This window comes from Streptomyces sp. NBC_00271, from assembly GCF_036178845.1.
Lineage (GTDB): Bacteria > Actinomycetota > Actinomycetes > Streptomycetales > Streptomycetaceae > Streptomyces.
Map to the genome: position 1 here is coordinate 5,277,472 of NZ_CP108070.1, position 16,827 is coordinate 5,294,298.

Genomic DNA, 16,827 nt, shown 5'->3' on the forward strand with positions numbered 1-16,827 from the left:
CGCAACAAGGCACTATCATCGAACGGTGCATGTGCCTGACGGATTCATCAATGCCCCGGTCTCCGCGGTCACCGGAGTGGTCGCCGCCGGCGCCATCGCCGTGAGCCTGCGGGGCGCCCGCCGCGAACTCGACGAGAAGACCGCGCCGCTCGCCGGCCTGGTCGCCGCCTTCATCTTCGCCGTACAGATGCTGAACTTCCCGGTCGCCGCCGGGACCAGCGGACATCTGCTGGGCGGCGCGCTCGCGGCGATACTCGTCGGCCCCTTCACCGGGGTCCTCTGTGTCTCCGTGGTCCTGCTGATGCAGGGCATCCTCTTCGCCGACGGCGGCCTGACCGCACTCGGTGTGAACATCACCGACATGGCGATCGTCACGACGGTCGTCTCGTACGCCGTCTTCCGGGGCCTGGTGAAGGTCCTGCCGCGCAAGAAGCGCTCCATCACCGTGGCGGCCTTCGTCTCCGCGCTCCTCTCCGTCCCGGCGGCCGCCGTCGCCTTCACCCTCATCTACGCCCTCGGCGGCACCACCGACGTCCCGATCTCCAAGGTCGCCACCGCGATGATCGGCGTGCACGTCCTCATCGGCATCGGCGAGGCCACCATCACCGCTCTCACGGTCGGCGCGGTCATCGCCGTACGACCGGACCTCGTGTACGGGGCGCGCGGTCTGCAGCAGCGGCTGAAGCTGCGCGTCGGCGGCGAACTGGTCGACACACCCGCGCCCGCCGCCGTCCCCGTGGCCGCCCGGACCTCCCGCCGCAAGGTGTGGGCGGTCGGCCTCGTCACCTCCCTCGTCCTCGCGGGCTTCGTCAGCTTCTACGCCTCCGCGAGCCCCGACGGCCTGGAGAAGGTCGCCAAGGACCAGGGCATCGACAAGAACACCAAGAAGCACCACACCGAGGACTCCCCGCTCGCCGGGTACGGCGTCAAGGACATCTCCGACGCCCGGATCTCCGGCGGCCTCGCGGGCGTGATCGGCGTCGGCGTCACCGTCGTCGCGGGCAGCGGGATCTTCTGGGCGGTGCGCAGGCGCCGTACCGCCGACGTCTCCCCCTCGCAGGTGGCCTGAGGTGGGCGCGGGCCACGCCCACCGGCTCTATCGGCACGGGCACTCCCCCGTGCACACCCTGCCCCCGCACACCAAACTCGCCGCGACCTTCGCCTTCGTCGTCGTGGTCGTCTCCACCCCGCGCGAGGCGATGTGGGCCTTCGCGCTGTACGCCGCGCTCCTGGCCACGGTGGCGTACCAGGCCCGGGTGCCGGCCGCCTTCCTGCTCAAGCGGCTGCTGATCGAGATCCCGTTCGTCGCCTTCGCCGTGCTCATGCCGTTCGTGGCGCAGGGCGAGCGGGTGGACGTCCTCGGTCTGTCGCTCAGCGTGAACGGCCTGTGGGGCGCCTGGAACGTCCTCGCCAAGGGCACCCTCGGCGTCGCCGCCTCCGTGCTCCTCGCCTCGACGACCGAACTGCGCGAACTGCTGCTGGGGCTCCAGCGGTTGAAGCTGCCCCCGCTCCTCGTGCAGATCGCCTCCTTCATGATCCGCTACGGCGATGTCATCACGGACGAGATGCGGCGGATGCGGATCGCGCGGGAGTCACGGGGCTTCGAGGCCCGGGGTGTACGGCACTGGGGCGTCCTCGCGAAGTCGGCGGGCGCGCTGTTCATCCGCTCCTACGAGCGCGGGGAGCGCGTCCATCTCGCCATGGTGAGCCGGGGGTACGCCGGTTCGATGCCGGTCATCGACGAGGTGACCGCGTCCCGGGCGCAGTGGTCGTACGCCCTCGCCCTCCCGTTCGCCGCCCTTGTCGTCTGCCTGCTGGGATGGACCCTGTGACCCCCTCTCTGGAAGTGGCCGGACTGGCCTTCGCCTACCCGGACGGCCACCAGGCCCTCTTCGGCGTCGACTTCACCGTCGGGCGTGGCGAGCGCGTCGCGCTGCTCGGCCCGAACGGCGCCGGCAAGACCACCCTCGTCCTCCATCTCAACGGCATCCTGACCGGCGGCGCCGGGACCGTGACGGTGGCCGGACTCCCGGTCGGCAAGCGGCACATGGCGGAGATCCGACGCAAGGTCGGCATCGTCTTCCAGGACCCGGACGACCAGCTGTTCATGCCGTCCGTGCGGGAGGATGTCGCCTTCGGACCGGCCGCGGCGGGCCTGAAGGGCGCCGAGCTGGAGGAACGCGTCCGTACGGCCCTGGAGCGGGTCGGCATGGCGGACTTCGCCGACCGCCCCCCGCACCATCTGTCGTTCGGGCAACGACGCCGGGTGGCCGTCGCGACCGTCCTCGCGATGGAGCCGGAGATCCTCGTCCTCGACGAGCCGTCCTCCAACCTCGACCCGGCCTCGCGCCGCGAACTCGCCGACATCCTGCGGTCGTTGGACGTGACCGTCCTCATGGTCACGCACGACCTGCCGTACGCCCTCGAACTGTGCCCCCGGGCGCTGATCCTGAGCGACGGCGTGATCGCGGCGGACGGGAAGACCGGCGAGCTGCTCTCCGACGACGAGCTGATGCGCACCCACCGCCTGGAGCTGCCCTTCGGTTTCGATCCGCGCTCGACAGCTGTGCGTACTCCGTGACAATGGGCGCGTGACGAAACAAGGGGACCAAGAGGACTTCGGATCGGCCGGGTCGCTGTTCCTCGACGACCAGTTGTGCTTCGCGCTGTACGCGGCCCAGCGCGCGGTGACCGCCGCGTACCGCCCGCTGCTGGAGGAGCTGGGCCTCACCTACCCGCAGTACCTCGTCCTGCTGTTCCTCTGGGAGCGCGGCGAGACCACGGTCAAGGAGCTGGCGGGCGCGCTGCGGCTGGACTACGGCACGGTGTCGCCGCTGCTCAAGCGCCTGGAGTCGGCCGGTCTGGTCCGCCGTGACCGCTCGCCGCGCGACGAGCGGTCGGTGCTGGTGGCGGTCACCGGGCGCGGTGAGGCGCTGCGGGAGCGCGCGGCGGGCGTACCGCGGGCGCTGCTGGCGTCGACCGGCCTCGCCGGGGACGAGGTGGCCAGGTTGCGGCAGGAGCTGTGGGGGCTGGCCGAGCGCGCGGAGGGTGCGGCGGGGCGCGGGCGCTGACCTGCCCGGGCAGGGGTTACCGACGGTTTCTACCCCCTGGTGATCACCCTTCCGTACCGGCCGGTACCTTGTGCACGATGTACTTGCACGCTTCTGTGTTTTCCGTCCTGGGGGAGGTCCCGCCATGATCGATGGCACCGCTGTCGGCGACACCGCTGTCGACACTCGTCCGACGAAGATCATGTACGTCGCCGAGGCCACCGCGCACGGCGGCCGGGACGGCTATGTCACCAGCCAGGACGGCCAGATCGAACTGAAGGTCGCGATGCCGCCCGCGCTCGGCGGTGACGGCAACGGCACCAACCCCGAGCAGCTCTTCGCGGCCGGGTACAGCGCCTGCTTCCACAACGCGCTGGTACTGGTGGGCCGCCGCGCCGGACTGGACCTGACCGGCTCCACCGTCGCCGCGAAGGTCGGCATCGGACCCAACAAGCAGCGCGGCTACGGCCTCGCGGTCGCCCTGAGCGTCTCGCTGCCCGTCCTCGACCAGGACGTCGCGACCAAGCTCGTGGACGCGGCGCACGAGGTCTGCCCGTACTCGAACGCGACCCGGAACAACATCGAGGTCACGATCCTGCTCGGCTAGGAATCGAGCCTTCCGCGTGTGTGTTGCAACCACTGTTGAGGGTGGCCGGGCGACAGGGAGTACGGACGTGAACGTGAACGGCGAAGTGGCCGAGGGCTTCGAGCCGGTCAGGGAAGCGTTCGCGCGTAACTTCGAGACGCTCGGGGAGCGCGGTGCGGCGGTCTCCGTGTACCGGCACGGGCGCAAGGTCGTCGACCTGTGGGGCGGCACGCGGGACGTGGACGGTACGGCGGATTCGGCGCCCTGGGAGCACGGCACAGCCCACGTCATGCACTCGGCGACGAAGGGTGTCGGGGCCGCCGTACTCCTGATGCTGCACGAGTGCGGCGAGCTGGACCTGGACGCACCGGTCGGGAAGTACTGGCCCGAGTTCAAGGCTCGGGGCAAGGAACACCTCCTGGTCCGGCATGTGCTGTCGCACCGGGCGGGCGTGCCCGTGGTCGACGTGCCGCTGACCCCGGCCGAGGCCGCGGACCCGGACCGTACGGCCGAGTCGATCGCGGCGCAGACCCCCCTCTGGGAGCCGGGCACGGACCACGGCTACCACCCCCACACCTTCGGCTGGATGCTCTCCGAACTGGTCCGCCGCGTCACCGGCGGCCGGGGCGTGGGCGAGTTCATCGCGACGGAGATCGCCGCCCCGCTCGGCCTGGACCTCTGGGTCGGGCTGCCGGGGGCCGAGGCCCACCGGGTGGGCCGCGCGGGCCGCGTCGATTCGCCCGAGCCGTCGAGCGCCCTGCGCACCCGCCCGAAGCGGTCGGTGGCCGAGGCCTACAAGGACCCGGACTCGACGACCGTCCGCGCCTTCGCCGCGATCACCCCGCCGCCCGACGACAACGACCCCGCCTATCGCGCGGCGGCCCTCCCCGCCTCGAACGGCATCGCCACGGCCGACGGTCTCGCCCGTTTCTACGCGGCCCTGATCGGCGAGCTGGACGGCACCCGGCTGTTCACCCCGGCCACGGTCGACCTGGCCCGCGCCGAGGCGTCCGCGGGACCGGACCGCACCCTGGTCATCACCACGCGCTTCGGCCTCGGCTACATGCTCCACGGCACGGCCTCCCCGCTGCTGGGCCCGGCCTCGTTCGGCCACCCCGGCCGCGGCGGCCCCCTGGGCTTCGCGGACCCCGAGTCGGGCATCGCCTTCGGCTACATCACGAACGGCTTCCGCAAGACGGTGACGGCGGACCCACGGGCGCAGGCACTGGTACGGGCGGTACGGTCGGCGCTGTCGTCGTAGCCGACCGGGCCGGGGACGCGGCGTAGTCGCTCGGACCGGGGACGCGGCGTAGTCGATACGGCCGGGGCCGTGCCAGGACACCCCCGCGATCCTGGCCCGCCCCTTCCGGTCCGCCCGTCCCTCGCCGCGCGGCGATCACCAGAATGCGCGGCCGACCGCCCGCCTGTCGTTGGCACACAGTCGCCACCTACTTGGCGCAGGGTCCACGGCCTTCCGGACCTGCCTCACGCTCCTCGGCCACCGCCTGCCTGCGGAGTTCACTCGGCGGGACGCCATGGGCGGTGCGGAAGGCCCGGGTGAACTCGGCGGCGCGGGGGAAGCCCCAGCGGGCGGCGACGGCATGGACCGGCATCGCGCGCAGTGCCGGGTCGGCGAGGTCGCGGCGGGCGTTCTCCAGCCGCTGATCGCGGATGTAGGAGGCCACGGTGAGGCCCTCGGCCTGGAAGAGGCGGTACAGATGGCTGCGCGAGATGTGGTGCGCGGCGGCGATCCGTGCGGGGGTCAGCTCCTGGTCGCCCAGATTCCGGCGGATGAACGCCTTGATGCGCAGGGTCAGCGTCCGGCCGCGGGACTCCGGCGGCAGCAGGGCCTCGGCGTCCAGGGCGCCCGCGAAGACGGCCGTGACCAGATCGGAGAGGACCGTTCCCAGCCGGGGTCCGTCCGACGGCTGGTAGGAGCCGGTGTCCGAGGCCAGCTGGACGAGGAACTGCGCCAGGAGCGCGCCGACTCCCTCACGGCCCGAGATCCGGCTGCCGATCACCTGGTCGGCTCGGTTCGCGGGCAGCGCCACCAGCGACCGCGGGATCTCGACTCCCACGAGACTGACCGGGTCGGCGCCGGTGTGTATCTCGTACGACCGCGAGGAACAGTTCGTGTGGATGTCGTTGACCCGGTACGCGGCCTGCCGTCTGTCCCAGGCCGCCGCTCCCTCTCCGCGCAGCAGGAGGGAGAGGTGGAACACCTCGGGATCGGACTGGCGGATCAGCTTCGGCGTCCGACGGAAGACCAGGTGGTCGAAGGTCGCCGGCCAGACCGTGACGTCCCCCAGCCCGATCATGCGCTGGTGCGCGCGGTAGTCCGCCGCGCGGTCGCTGGCCAGCTGCATGGGCGCGTGCGTACGGCCCATGCGCTGCGTCCACGCCTCGAACCGGTCACCGACCGGCAGGTCCGCGCTTTTGAAGACCGACTCGTGCAACACGATCGGCGGACCTCCTGGTGAGAGAGCCTGGGACCGGATGATTCCACAGCAAGGAGCAAGAAGTGAGGGGCACCCCGCAGCAATGCGGGGTGCCCCTCAGCACATCAGTCGGCCGACCGGACGGACAGCCGGTCGGGCCTCAGACCCGTACCAGCTCCCGGTCCTCGTCCCGGCCCCCGTCGCCGGGTCCCTGCCCCTTCTCCGCCGCCGTGCGCAGGCCCTCGCCCTCGACGTCCACGTTGGGAAGCGCCCGGTCCAGCCACTTCGGCAGCCACCAGGCCTTCTTCCCGAGCAGGGCCAGCACCGCTGGGACGATCGCCATGCGGACCACGAACGCGTCGAAGAAGACCGCGATCGCGAGGCCGAAGCCGATCATCTTGATCATCGACTCGCTGGAGCCGATGAAGCCCGAGAAGACGGCGATCATGATGACCGCGGCCGCCGTGACGACGCGTGCGCCGTGCCTGAACCCGGTCACGATCGCCTGGTGGGGCTTCTCCCCGTGGACGTACGCCTCGCGCATCCGGGTCACGAGGAACACCTCGTAGTCCATCGCGAGACCGAAGACGACACCCACCATGAAGATCGGCATCATCGACATGATCGGGCCGGTTTCCTCGACGCCCAGGAGGCCGGACAGCCAGCCCCACTGGAAGACGGCGACGACCGCGCCGAGCGCCGCCATCACGCTCAGCAGGAAGCCGAGCGCCGCCTTCAGCGGGACCAGGATCGAGCGGAAGACCACGATCAGGAGGAGGAAGGCGAGGCCGACGACCAGCGCGAGATACGGGATCAGCGCGTCGTTCAGCTTCTGCGAGAAGTCGATGTTCATCGCGGTGGTACCGGTGACCAGCACCTTCGCGTCGGTCTCCGTCGTGATGCTGCCGCCCGCGTCACGGATGGCGTGCACCAGGTCCTCGGTCTTGACGGAGGACGGCTTGGAGTCGGGGATGACCGTGATCGTCGCGGTGTCCCCGGCCTTGTTGAACGCCGCCGGACTGACCGACACGACGTCCTTCATGTCCTTGACCGTGTCGGTGACCTTGGTGGCCGCGGCCTTGGGGTCGTCGCTGGACTTGCCGTCCACGACGAGCATCAGGGGACCGTTGAAGCCGGGACCGAAGCCGTCGGACAGCGTGTCGTACGCCCGGCGCTGCGTGGTCGACGTCGGCTGCGAACCATCGTCGGGCAGACCCAGTTCGAGCGAGGCCGCCGGGAGCGCGGCGGCGCCGAGGCCGATCACGCCGAGCAGCAGCACGGCGAGCGGCCGGCGCACGACGAAGCTCGCCCAGCGGGTGCCCATGTTGGGCTTGCCCTCCTTCTTCGCGGCACGCCCACCGCCGAGCAGCTTGCTCTTCTTGCCCGCGGGCTGGACCTTGCGGCCGGCGTAGCCCAGCAGGGCCGGAATCAGCGACAGCGCGATCAGTACCGCGATGGCGACCGTGCCCGCCGCCGCGACACCCATCTTCGTCAGCATCGGGATGTTGACGACCGACAGACCGACCAGCGCGATCACGACCGTCAGACCGGCGAAGACGACCGCCGAGCCCGCCGTGCCGACGGCCCGTCCGGCCGCTTCCTCGCGCTCCCGGCCCTCGGCCAGTTCGGCGCGGTAGCGGGAGACGATGAAGAGGGCGTAGTCGATGCCGACCGCGAGGCCGATCATCATCGCCAGGGTGGAGGTGGTGGTGCCCAGGTCCAGCGCGTTCGCCAGCGCCGTGATCGTCGAGACGCCGATGCCCACGCCGATCAGCGCGGTCAGCAGCGGCAGCCCGGCCGCGATCAGCGAACCGAAGGTGATGACGAGCACGACCGCGGCGACGGCTATACCGATGACCTCGGTCGACCCGGTCTCGGGCGTCGCCTGGAGCGCGTCACCGCCGACCTCGACGCTCAGCCCGGCGTCCCGCGCCTGCTGCGCGGCCTCCTCCAGGGCGGTCTTCGAGGAGTCCTTCAACTCCATGCCGGACACCTTGTACTTCACCGAGGTGTAGGCGACCGACCCGTCCTTGCTCACCGCGTGGGACTTGAAGGGGTCGGACACGGAGGTGACCTCGGAGCCGTCGCCGAGCGCCTTGACGGTCTTCTCGACGGTCGCCTTGTTGGCCTTGTCGCCCATCTTCTCGCCGGCGGGCGCCTTGAAGACCACACGGGCGGTCGCGCCGTCGGCGCTCATCCCGGGGAAGCGCTGTTCGAGCAGGTCGAAGGCTTTCTGCGCCTCGGTGCCGGGGATCGAGAAAGAGGACGCTCCCGCGGTGGGCGCGGAGGCGGCGCCGACACCCGCCAGCGTCAGCAGGGCCACCCAGATCAGGGCGACGAAATGGCGTCGCCTGAAGGCGAATCGGCCGAGTTTGTAAAGGAATGTGGCCACGAGGGCGTACTCCCGGTCAGGTCGTTTGCTGGCAGCTGGGCAGGGGAGATCAGCCCGACGACGTGAGCGGTCGCGTCAGGTGCACGTAGGCGTTACTGAAGGTCGGGCAGGCTCAGGCGCCGAGAGCGGGGAGGATCACGGCGTCCATGTACGAGGTGAGGAAGTCCTGGGTGGGTGGCAGTTCGTCGACGATGCCGCGCACCGCGAAGGCGCCGATCATCATGTGCAGCACGTAGTCCTGGGCGGGGTTGTCCGCCCGGATCTCACCTCGATCGACGGCGCGCCGCAGGATCTCGCGGAGCATCTCGGTCTCCGGCTCGATGATCCACTCGCGGAATGCACGCAGGAGATCGGGGTTCCCGTGCAGTGCCGTGGCCAGACCCCGCATCAGCGCGGAGTTCTGCTCCATGTGGCAGTCGTCCTCACGCCTCACCATGGCGTGGAAGTCGCCCCGCAGGGATCCGGTGTCGATGTCACTGGTGATCGGCTTCTCGTGCCGCAGCGCCTTCACGACGAGCTCGGCCTTGCCGCCCCACTGGCGGTAGAGGGTGGCCTTGCTGGACCGGGTGCGGGCGGCGACGGCGTCCATGGTCAGGGCGTCGTAGCCGACCTCTCGGAGCAGTTCGAGCACGGCCGCGTACAGCTCGGCCTCACGCTCGGGGGTGATCCGACTGCGACGCACCGTTGCGGCTTCAGTCATCCCACTCACCTTCTCTGCTCCGGACGACACGGTTTCGTACACCTATGAAGATACCCCGCGATTCAAAGAAACGAAACCGTTTCGTACGTGTGCTGGGTCACGCACACCCGAAAGGAAACCTACTCACAAGTTGCCGGGCGCCTCCGGGAGGAGAAGCATGGGCAGGTGAGCGACGCGTATGAGAAGGCGACCACGGACCATGCGCCCCCCGGGGACAACGCGACCACCAGGGGCAACGCATCCGGCTACCTCCGCTTCCCCCATCTCAGCGGCGACCACCTCTGCTTCGCCGCCGAGGACGACCTGTGGATGGCCCCCCTCGACGGGCCGGGCCGCGCCTGGCGGCTCACCGTCGACCGGACCAAGGTCGGCCACCCCCGTTTCTCCCCCGACGGCCGGCTCATCGCGTACACGAGCTGGCGCAGTCTCGTGCCGGAGATCCATCTGGTGCCGGTGGACGGCGGCCCCTCCCGCCGGCTCACCTACTGGGGCAGCGCGGACACCCAGGTCTGCGGCTGGTCGCCGCCCGACAAGGACGGGCACAGCGACATCCTCGCCGTCGCCTCCCACGGCCAGCCCTTCTCGTACTTCACCTGGGCCTACAAGGTCCCCACCGACGGCGACCCCGGCGGCGCGCTCCCCTGGGGCCCGGTCGCCGCCATCCAGGTCGCCGACCTCGACGGCGAACACAAGACGCTCCTGCTCACCGGTACCCCGCCGCACGAACCCGCCTCCTGGAAGCGCTACCGGGGCGGCGCCACCGGCCGGCTGTGGCTACACGGACGGCGCCTGCTCGCCGATCTCGACGGCCACCTCGACTCCCCCATGTTCGTCGGCGGCCGTATCGCCTTCCTCTCCGACCACGAGGGCATCGGGAACCTGTACTCGTGCGCGTACGACGGCGGGGACCTGCGCCGCCACACCGACCACGACGCCTTCTACGCCCGGCACGCCTCCAGCGACGGCACCCGGGTCGTCTACCAGTGCGCCGGGGACCTGTGGATCGTCGAAGACCTGTCCCCGGACTCGGTCCCGCGCCGCCTCGACGTCCGCCTCGGCGGCCCGCGCGCGGGACGCCGTACGTACCAGGTGCCCGCGGCGCAGCACGTGGACGGCATCTCGGTCGACGAGACGGGCCGGGCCAGCGCCGTCGTCGTACGCGGCAGCCTGTACTGGCTCACCCACCGCGACGGCCCCGCGCGCACCATCGCGGACACCCCCGGCGTACGCGTCCGGCTCCCCGAGATGCTGGGCTCCGGCGGCCGGATCGCCTACGTCACCGACGCGGACGGCGAGGACGCCGTCGAGATCGCCTTCCTCCCCCGGGCCTCCGGCCAGCGCGAGCCGCGCCGCCTCGCCTCCGGCGAACTGGGGCGCGTGCTGGAGATGGTCTCCGACCCGCAGGGCGAACGCCTCGCGATCGCCTCGAACGACGGACGCCTGCTGATCCTCGACGCGACGGAGGAGTCCGGGGACACGTCCACGTCCGGGCCGGAGCCCGAGGAAGCCTCCCTGACAGAGTCCGACAGCACCACCTCGGAGCCGGAGTCCGAGGACACCTCTCCGACAGAGTCCGAGGACACCTCACGGACAGAGCCCGAGGGCACTTCGCCGACCGAGTCCGAGGGCGGGGAGGTCACCGAGCTGATCACCTCGATCAACGGGCCGGTCCGGGACCTCGCCTTCTCCCCGGACGGGGCCTGGCTGACCTGGTCGCACCCGGGGATCGGCCGCTCCCTGCGCCAGATCAAGATCGCGCGCATAAAGGACCGGCTCATCGTCGACGTCACCAACGGCCGCTTCGAGGACGAAAACCCCGTGTTCACCCGCGACGGCCGCTACCTCGCCTTCCTCTCCTGGCGCGGCTTCGACCCGGTGTACGACGTCCACACCGGCGACCTCTCCTTCCCGCTCGGCTGCCGCCCCTACCTCGTCCCCCTGTCCTCCGCCACCCCCTCCCCGTTCGCGCTCAACCCCGACGGGCGGCCGGTCGCCGGCGGCCTGGACCCCATCGAGGACGAGAGCGCGGACGGCGCGGTGAGCGTCGAACTGGAAGGCCTGGAGAGCCGGGTGACCCCCTTCCCGGTCACCGCCTCCAAGTACTCGGCGCTGTACCCGGTCGCGGGCGGCGGCCTGGTCTGGCTGCGCTGGCCGATCTCGGGCGCGCTGGGCGAGACGTTCGTCAACCCCGACGACACCTCCGGCCGGCCGACCCTGGAGTTCTTCAACATCAGCAAGGCGAAGAAGTCCGAACTCGTCCAGCACCTGGACTGGTTCGCGGTCAGCGGCGACGGCTCCCGATTGGTCGTCGTGGACGAGGGCGACCTGCGAGCGGTCCCCTCGACCGAGGTCGGTGACTCCGACTCGACGGTCTGGATCGATCTGCGGCGCATCATCCACGAGGTGGACCCGCCCGCCGAGTGGCGCCAGGCCTACGCGGAAGCGGGCCGCCTCACCCGCGCCTACTTCTGGGAACCCCACATGTGCGGCATCGACTGGGACGGTGTGCTCGCCCAGTACCGCCCGCTGGTCGAACGGGTCGCCTCCCCCGACGACTTCGCCGACCTCCTGCGCGAGGTCCTCGGCGAACTCGGCACCTCCCACGCGTACGTCGCCGCCGCCCGCCGCAACGAGGGCCCGGCCCACTACCAGCGCTGGCAGGGCCTGCTCGGCGCCAACTTCGTCCGGCGCGACGGCAGCTGGACGCTGAAGCGAATCCTCCCCGGCGACTCCTCCGACTCCAAGGCACGCTCACCGCTCGCCGGTACCGGCATCCGCGAGGGCGCGGTCCTCACCCACGTCGACGGCCGCCCGGTCGACCCGGTCACCGGCCCCTATCCCCTCCTCGCGGGCGCGGGCGGTACGACGGTGGAGCTCACGTTCATCCCCGAGGCGGGCGAGGGCCGCTCACGCCGGGTGGCCGTGGTCCCGCTGATCGACGAGCGCCCCCTGCGCTACCAGGACTGGGTGGCCAAACGCCGCGAGGTCGTCCGGGAGTTGAGCGGGGGCCGGTGCGGCTACCTCCACATCCCCGACATGGGCGGCTCGGGCTGGGCCCAGTTCAACCGCGACCTGCGCCTGGAAGTCTCGCGCCCCGCACTGATCGTCGACGTGCGCGGCAACGCGGGCGGCCACATCAGCGAACTCGTCGTGGAGAAGCTCACCCGCACGATCCTGGGCTGGGACCTGACACGCAACGCCCAGCCGGTGTCGTACGCCTCGAACGCCCCGCGCGGCCCGATCGTCGCCCTCGCCGACGAGGCGACCGCCTCCGACGGCGACATGATCACCGCCGCGTTCAAGCTGCTGAAGCTCGGCCCCGTCGTCGGCCAGCGCACCTGGGGCGGAGTCGTCGGCATGACCGGCCGCCACCGCCTCGGCGACGGCACGGTGATCACGGTGCCGATGAACGCGGCCTGGTTCGACGCGTACGGCTGGTCCGTCGAGAACCAGGGCGTCCCCCCGGACCTGGCGGTCCTGCGCACCCCCCTGGACTGGGCGGAGGGCCACCACACCGAAATGGACACCGCCATCCAACTGGCCCTGGACCTCCTGACCACCCACCACGCGGCCTCCCCACCCGACTACTCGAACGCCCCCGACAGATCAAGACCAAAACTCCCCCCGAGATCTCAATAGGGGGAGGGGTCAGCGCCCTGAAGGGGCGCGGGGCTGTTCACATATGCGGCTCCGCCGCGTGGGCGCGACAAGCCCCCACCCACCCGCACCCGACAACGCACCCCCCGACGCCAACCAAAAGCGTGGGGCGCCCCCAACAATCAGGGGCGCCCCACAACTCGGCCTAAGCCGGCGCAGCGAACCGTCAGACGTCGTAGTCCTGGTCGAGCCGGTCCTTCGCCTCACGCTGCATGCGCTCGGCCTCCGGGATCGTCCGGTCGCCCCTCTGCGGGGAGCGCTCACCCGACTGCGGGGAACGCGTACCCGGCTGCGAGGTGCGGGCACCCGGCTGCGGGGAGTGCTCGCCGGGACGGGCCTTCTCGTGGCCGATGTCCTGGCCCATCTTCTTCTTGCCCTGCTGCTTCATCTGCTCGGCCTTGTTCTGCATCTGGTCCTTCTTGCCCATGAGGTTTCACTCCCATTTGTGGGTGAGGGGGATCGGGCTCGACCAGACTTACACGCACGGACTACGCACGCATTTCGATCAGTCACTCACGGTGATATCCCCTGCTGGCGCTGCTCGTCGGCCGCCCCGCCGGCACCCACGAGCCCCGTACTCACGCCTTTGAGCCGCGGTTCGAACCGCCGCATCTCCCGTTGTCCGACCGCCCCGATGATCCCGGGGAGGTAGCCCCGGACGCCCTGCATCCCGCGCAACCACCACTGTGCGTACACATGACTGGACCGCCGCTCGATCCCCGCGACGATGCGGTCGACGGCCGGCCCCAGCGGATACGTCTTGTTGGACGGCCACGGCAGCCGCTGCCTCAACTCCCGCATCACCTCGTCCTGATCGGCCCCGCGCACCATGTCGGTGTCGGTCCAGGACAGGTAGCCGACCCCGACCCGTACGCCCTTGTGGCCGACCTCGGCACGCAGGCTGTGCGCGTACGCCTCCACGCCCGACTTGGACGCGCAGTACGCCGTCATCATCGGCGCCGGGGTGATGGCCGCGAGCGAGGCGATCTGCAGCAGATACCCCCGGCTCTCCATGAGCACGGGCAGGAACGCCCGTGCGGTGACCGCCGATCCGATGAGGTTGACCTCGATGACCCGCCGCCAGGCGACGGGATCGGACTCGACGAAGGGACCGCCGTTCGCCACACCGGCGTTGGCGACGACGATGTCCACCTTCCCGAACCGCTCCTTCACCTCGGTCGCGACCTGGGCCATCGCCTCGTGGTCGGTGACATCGGCATGCCAGAAGCCGCTTTCGCCGTGCAGCCGGTCCGAGACCTGCTTGAGCGCGTCCGGCTCCAGGCCGACCAGCGCGACCTTGGCACCGCGCGCGGAGAGCTTGCGGGCGAGGAGTTCGCCGACGCCCCGCGCGGCCCCCGTGACGACCGCGACCTGCCCTTCCAGGCTCACCTTGGTCATGCGCTGCCCTCCTTGATCTCTGCGTAGGTGGAGACGAGTTCGCGTATGCGGGCGGTGACCAGTTCCGGCGCCTCCACCGGTGTCATGTGCCCGAGCCCGGTCAGTTCGGTGACGCCGACACAGTTCGGCAGGGTCGCGACCAGGGCGCGCGCGTGCACCACGGGCGTCAGCCGGTCCGCCGTACCCACCACCACGGCCGTCGGCACCGTCAACGCCCTTACTCCGTGGTCGAGATCGAGCAGGTCGAGCACCTTCGACCAGGCGTACCGCACCCTGCGCGGACAGGCGTGCACGATCCGCGCGCACGCCTCCACCATGCCCGGTGACGAACCGGCGCCCATGGTCGCGTACTTGAGGATCCGCCGGGCGAGCGGTGTGACGGGCCCGAGCGGCGCGGCCGACCCGAGGATCCTCTTGGTCACCTGGGTGCGCAGCCATCCGGCCGGCATCGGCACCACCCGCGACTCGGCCACCAGCCGCGAACTGCCCGTGCTGCACAGCAGGGCCGCCACCGCGTGCTCCCGGAAACGCGGCCGCGTCGAGGCCGCCATCAGCGTCATCCCGCCCATGGAGTGCCCGACGAGCACGGCCTTCTCACCGGGCGCGAGGGTGGCCGCGAGCACGGCTTCCAGGTCGTCGGCGAGCGCGTCCGCGGTGCACGTCTCGCTCGCGGGACTGCGGCCGTGCCCGCGCTGGTCGTACGCGATCACCCGGTGGTCGACGGCGAGGTCCCGTATCTGCGCCGCCCAGAAAGCGGTCGAGCAGGTCCAGCCGTGCGCGAGGACGACGACGGGCGCGGCCGGGTTGTCCTCGGGTCCGTGCACCTCTACGTGCAGCCGGGCGCCGTCGGCGGAGACGGCGGTCAGTTCGCGCGCGGGCGCGGGCGGCGCGTACGCCCCGTGTTCCACATGCGTCAGTCGACTCACGCTCCCGCCTCCACCTTCTTGGCGCCCTTTGTGCCGGAGTTCTTGGTGCGCGACTCGGGTGTGCGCGGCCCGGGTGTGTTCGACCCGGGGGCGCGCAGCACCTCGTACTCTCCCAGGTCCACCCGCCGGGTGGCGCTACGGAACTCGGTCGTCGTGCCGGGCCAGATGGTGGTGTTGCGGCCGTTCGCGTCGAGGTACCAGCTGGTGCAGCCGCCGGTGTTCCACACCGTGCGCAGCATCCGCTGCTGGACCTTGTCGTTCCAGCCCTCCACGGCGGCGGGGCGGGCGTCGAGCGCCGCGCGTCCGCCCAGGACGTCCAGCTGCCGCACGTAGTCGGCCATGTAGTTCAGCTGGGACTCGATCATCAGGATCATGCTGGAGTTCCCGAGCCCGGTGTTCGGGCCGATGATCGTCATCCAGTTGGGGAACCCGGCCGCGGTGGCCCCGCGCAGCGACTTCATGCCGTCGCGCCACACCTCCGCGAGCGTCCTGCCCTCCGTTCCGACGACCCGGTCCGCGATCGGCATGTCGGTGACGTGGAAGCCCGTACCGAAGATGATCGCGTCGACCTCGGCCGTGCTGCCGTCGGCGGCGACGAGCGTGGAGCCGTCGATCTTGGCGAGCCCGGAGGCCACGACGTCGACGTTGGCCCGGGTGAGCGCCGGATAGTAGGTGTTGGAGAGCAGGATCCGCTTGCACCCGATCCGGTAGTCGGGGGTCAACTTGGCCCGCAGCGCCGGATCGTGGACGGCCCGCGCCATGTTCCGCCTGGCCAGCCGCTCGACGAGGCCGAGCTCGTCGGGACGCTTCGTGAACGCCTGGACCTGCAACTCCCTGATCCCCCACAGCAGTCCGCGCCGGGCCTGCGTGGTGAAGGGCAGCTGCTTGTGCAGCCACCGTTCGGCGCCGGTGATGGCCCGGTCGACCCGGGGCATCACCCACGGCGGCGTGCGCTGGAAGAGGGTCAGCCGGGACACGTCGGGCTGGATGGCGGGCACGATCTGGATGGCGGAGGCACCCGTGCCGATCATGGCGACGCGCTTGCCGCGCAGATCGTAGTCGTGGTCCCAGCGGGCCGAGTGGAAGACCTTGCCGGGGAAGGAGTCGATCCCCGGTATGTCGGGGATCTTGGGATCGGAGAGCGGCCCGGTCGCGGACACGACGACATCGGCGGTGAGGAAGCCACGGCTGGTCTCGATCCCCCACCGGAGCTTCTCCTGGTCCCACGTCATCATCTTCACCTCGGAGTCGAAGCGCAGATGCGGGCGCAGCCCGAAGACATCGGTGACGTGCTCCAGATAGGCCCGGATGTGCTCCTGCCCCGAGAACGTGCGCGGCCAGTCGGGGTGGGGCGCGAACGAGAACGAGTACAGATGCGAGGGCACATCACAGGCGCATCCCGGGTAACTGTTGTCCCGCCACGTTCCCCCGACGCTTCCGGCCCGTTCCAGGACGACGAAGTCGGTGATCCCTTCGCGGCGCAGCCGCACCGCGGCCCCCAGACCGCCGAACCCGGACCCGATCACCGCGACGCGCACATGCTCGTGCTCGGTCATCCCGACCATCCCACGCCTCCCTAGCCGCCCGACTCCGCCAGTGAACACTGGCGCAATGGGAGCGTAGAGCAGCTCCGTACTGATGGGTAGGGTTGCGACGACGAAAGTTACCGACGGTACGACG

Annotated in this window: 14 protein-coding genes; 7 read left to right on the top strand and 7 right to left on the bottom strand. The window is 70.7% G+C overall.

Annotation, left to right across the window (positions count from 1 at the left end; genetic code table 11):
• Positions 1-25: 25 nt before the first annotated feature.
• The 6 genes from OG798_RS24195 to OG798_RS24220 all read left to right on the top strand — a co-directional run bounded on the left by OG798_RS24195 (position 26) and on the right by OG798_RS24220 (position 4,897).
• The gene (locus tag OG798_RS24195; RefSeq protein ID WP_095854179.1) at positions 26-1,069 is read left to right on the top strand and encodes an energy-coupling factor ABC transporter permease; all 1,044 of its coding nucleotides are present in this window, start codon (positions 26-28) and stop codon (positions 1,067-1,069) included.
• A 1-nt stretch (position 1,070) separates the two neighbouring features.
• Positions 1,071-1,832, top strand: a complete 762-nt coding sequence (gene cbiQ, locus OG798_RS24200; protein WP_095854178.1) for a cobalt ECF transporter T component CbiQ — start codon at positions 1,071-1,073, stop codon at positions 1,830-1,832.
• A complete protein-coding gene (locus tag OG798_RS24205; protein ID WP_095854177.1) occupies positions 1,820-2,581 on the top strand; it encodes an energy-coupling factor ABC transporter ATP-binding protein in 762 nt (253 codons plus the stop codon). Before cbiQ ends, OG798_RS24205 begins: the two co-directional genes overlap by 13 nt.
• Before the next feature lie 10 nt (positions 2,582-2,591).
• Entirely contained in the window at positions 2,592-3,071 is a 480-nt protein-coding gene (locus OG798_RS24210) for a MarR family winged helix-turn-helix transcriptional regulator (protein WP_095854176.1), read from the top strand.
• 124 nt (positions 3,072-3,195) lie between these two features.
• Positions 3,196-3,657 carry an organic hydroperoxide resistance protein gene (locus OG798_RS24215; protein WP_054233059.1) on the top strand — a complete coding sequence of 154 codons (462 nt, stop codon included), beginning with the start codon at positions 3,196-3,198 and terminating at the stop codon, positions 3,655-3,657.
• A 67-nt stretch (positions 3,658-3,724) separates the two neighbouring features.
• Entirely contained in the window at positions 3,725-4,897 is a 1,173-nt protein-coding gene (locus OG798_RS24220) for a serine hydrolase domain-containing protein (protein ID WP_121415879.1), read from the top strand.
• A gap of 187 nt (positions 4,898-5,084) precedes the next feature.
• Here the strand turns inward: OG798_RS24220 and OG798_RS24225 are convergent, their stop codons facing one another.
• From OG798_RS24225 to OG798_RS24235, 3 genes are all read right to left on the bottom strand, one after another.
• Complete coding sequence (locus OG798_RS24225; RefSeq protein WP_328757656.1) at positions 5,085-6,095, bottom strand: helix-turn-helix domain-containing protein; 1,011 nt, start codon at positions 6,093-6,095, stop codon at positions 5,085-5,087.
• A 139-nt stretch (positions 6,096-6,234) separates the two neighbouring features.
• Positions 6,235-8,466 carry an MMPL family transporter gene (locus OG798_RS24230; RefSeq protein ID WP_097225622.1) on the bottom strand — a complete coding sequence of 744 codons (2,232 nt, stop codon included), beginning with the start codon at positions 8,464-8,466 and terminating at the stop codon, positions 6,235-6,237.
• A 112-nt stretch (positions 8,467-8,578) separates the two neighbouring features.
• Entirely contained in the window at positions 8,579-9,166 is a 588-nt protein-coding gene (locus OG798_RS24235) for a TetR/AcrR family transcriptional regulator (protein WP_067376328.1), read from the bottom strand.
• Between the two features lie 165 nt (positions 9,167-9,331).
• Between OG798_RS24235 and OG798_RS24240 the strand changes: the two genes are divergently transcribed.
• Positions 9,332-12,805 carry a S41 family peptidase gene (locus tag OG798_RS24240; RefSeq protein ID WP_097225621.1) on the top strand — a complete coding sequence of 1,158 codons (3,474 nt, stop codon included), beginning with the start codon at positions 9,332-9,334 and terminating at the stop codon, positions 12,803-12,805.
• A 184-nt stretch (positions 12,806-12,989) separates the two neighbouring features.
• Here the strand turns inward: OG798_RS24240 and OG798_RS24245 are convergent, their stop codons facing one another.
• The 4 genes from OG798_RS24245 to OG798_RS24260 all read right to left on the bottom strand — a co-directional run bounded on the left by OG798_RS24245 (position 12,990) and on the right by OG798_RS24260 (position 16,703).
• Positions 12,990-13,250, bottom strand: coding sequence for a hypothetical protein (locus OG798_RS24245; RefSeq protein WP_095854171.1), 261 nt, complete (start codon positions 13,248-13,250; stop codon positions 12,990-12,992).
• Positions 13,251-13,336: 86 nt separating this feature from the next.
• On the bottom strand, positions 13,337-14,221 hold the full coding sequence (locus OG798_RS24250) for an SDR family oxidoreductase (RefSeq protein ID WP_095854170.1): 885 nt from the start codon (positions 14,219-14,221) through the stop codon (positions 13,337-13,339).
• Complete coding sequence (locus OG798_RS24255) at positions 14,218-15,147, bottom strand: alpha/beta fold hydrolase (protein ID WP_267062102.1); 930 nt, start codon at positions 15,145-15,147, stop codon at positions 14,218-14,220. The genes OG798_RS24250 and OG798_RS24255 overlap by 4 nt, the downstream gene beginning before the upstream one ends.
• Positions 15,144-16,703 (bottom strand): flavin-containing monooxygenase, encoded by a 1,560-nt coding sequence (locus OG798_RS24260; protein WP_121418448.1) that lies wholly within the window; start codon positions 16,701-16,703, stop codon positions 15,144-15,146. The genes OG798_RS24255 and OG798_RS24260 overlap by 4 nt, the downstream gene beginning before the upstream one ends.
• Positions 16,704-16,827 lie beyond the last annotated feature (124 nt).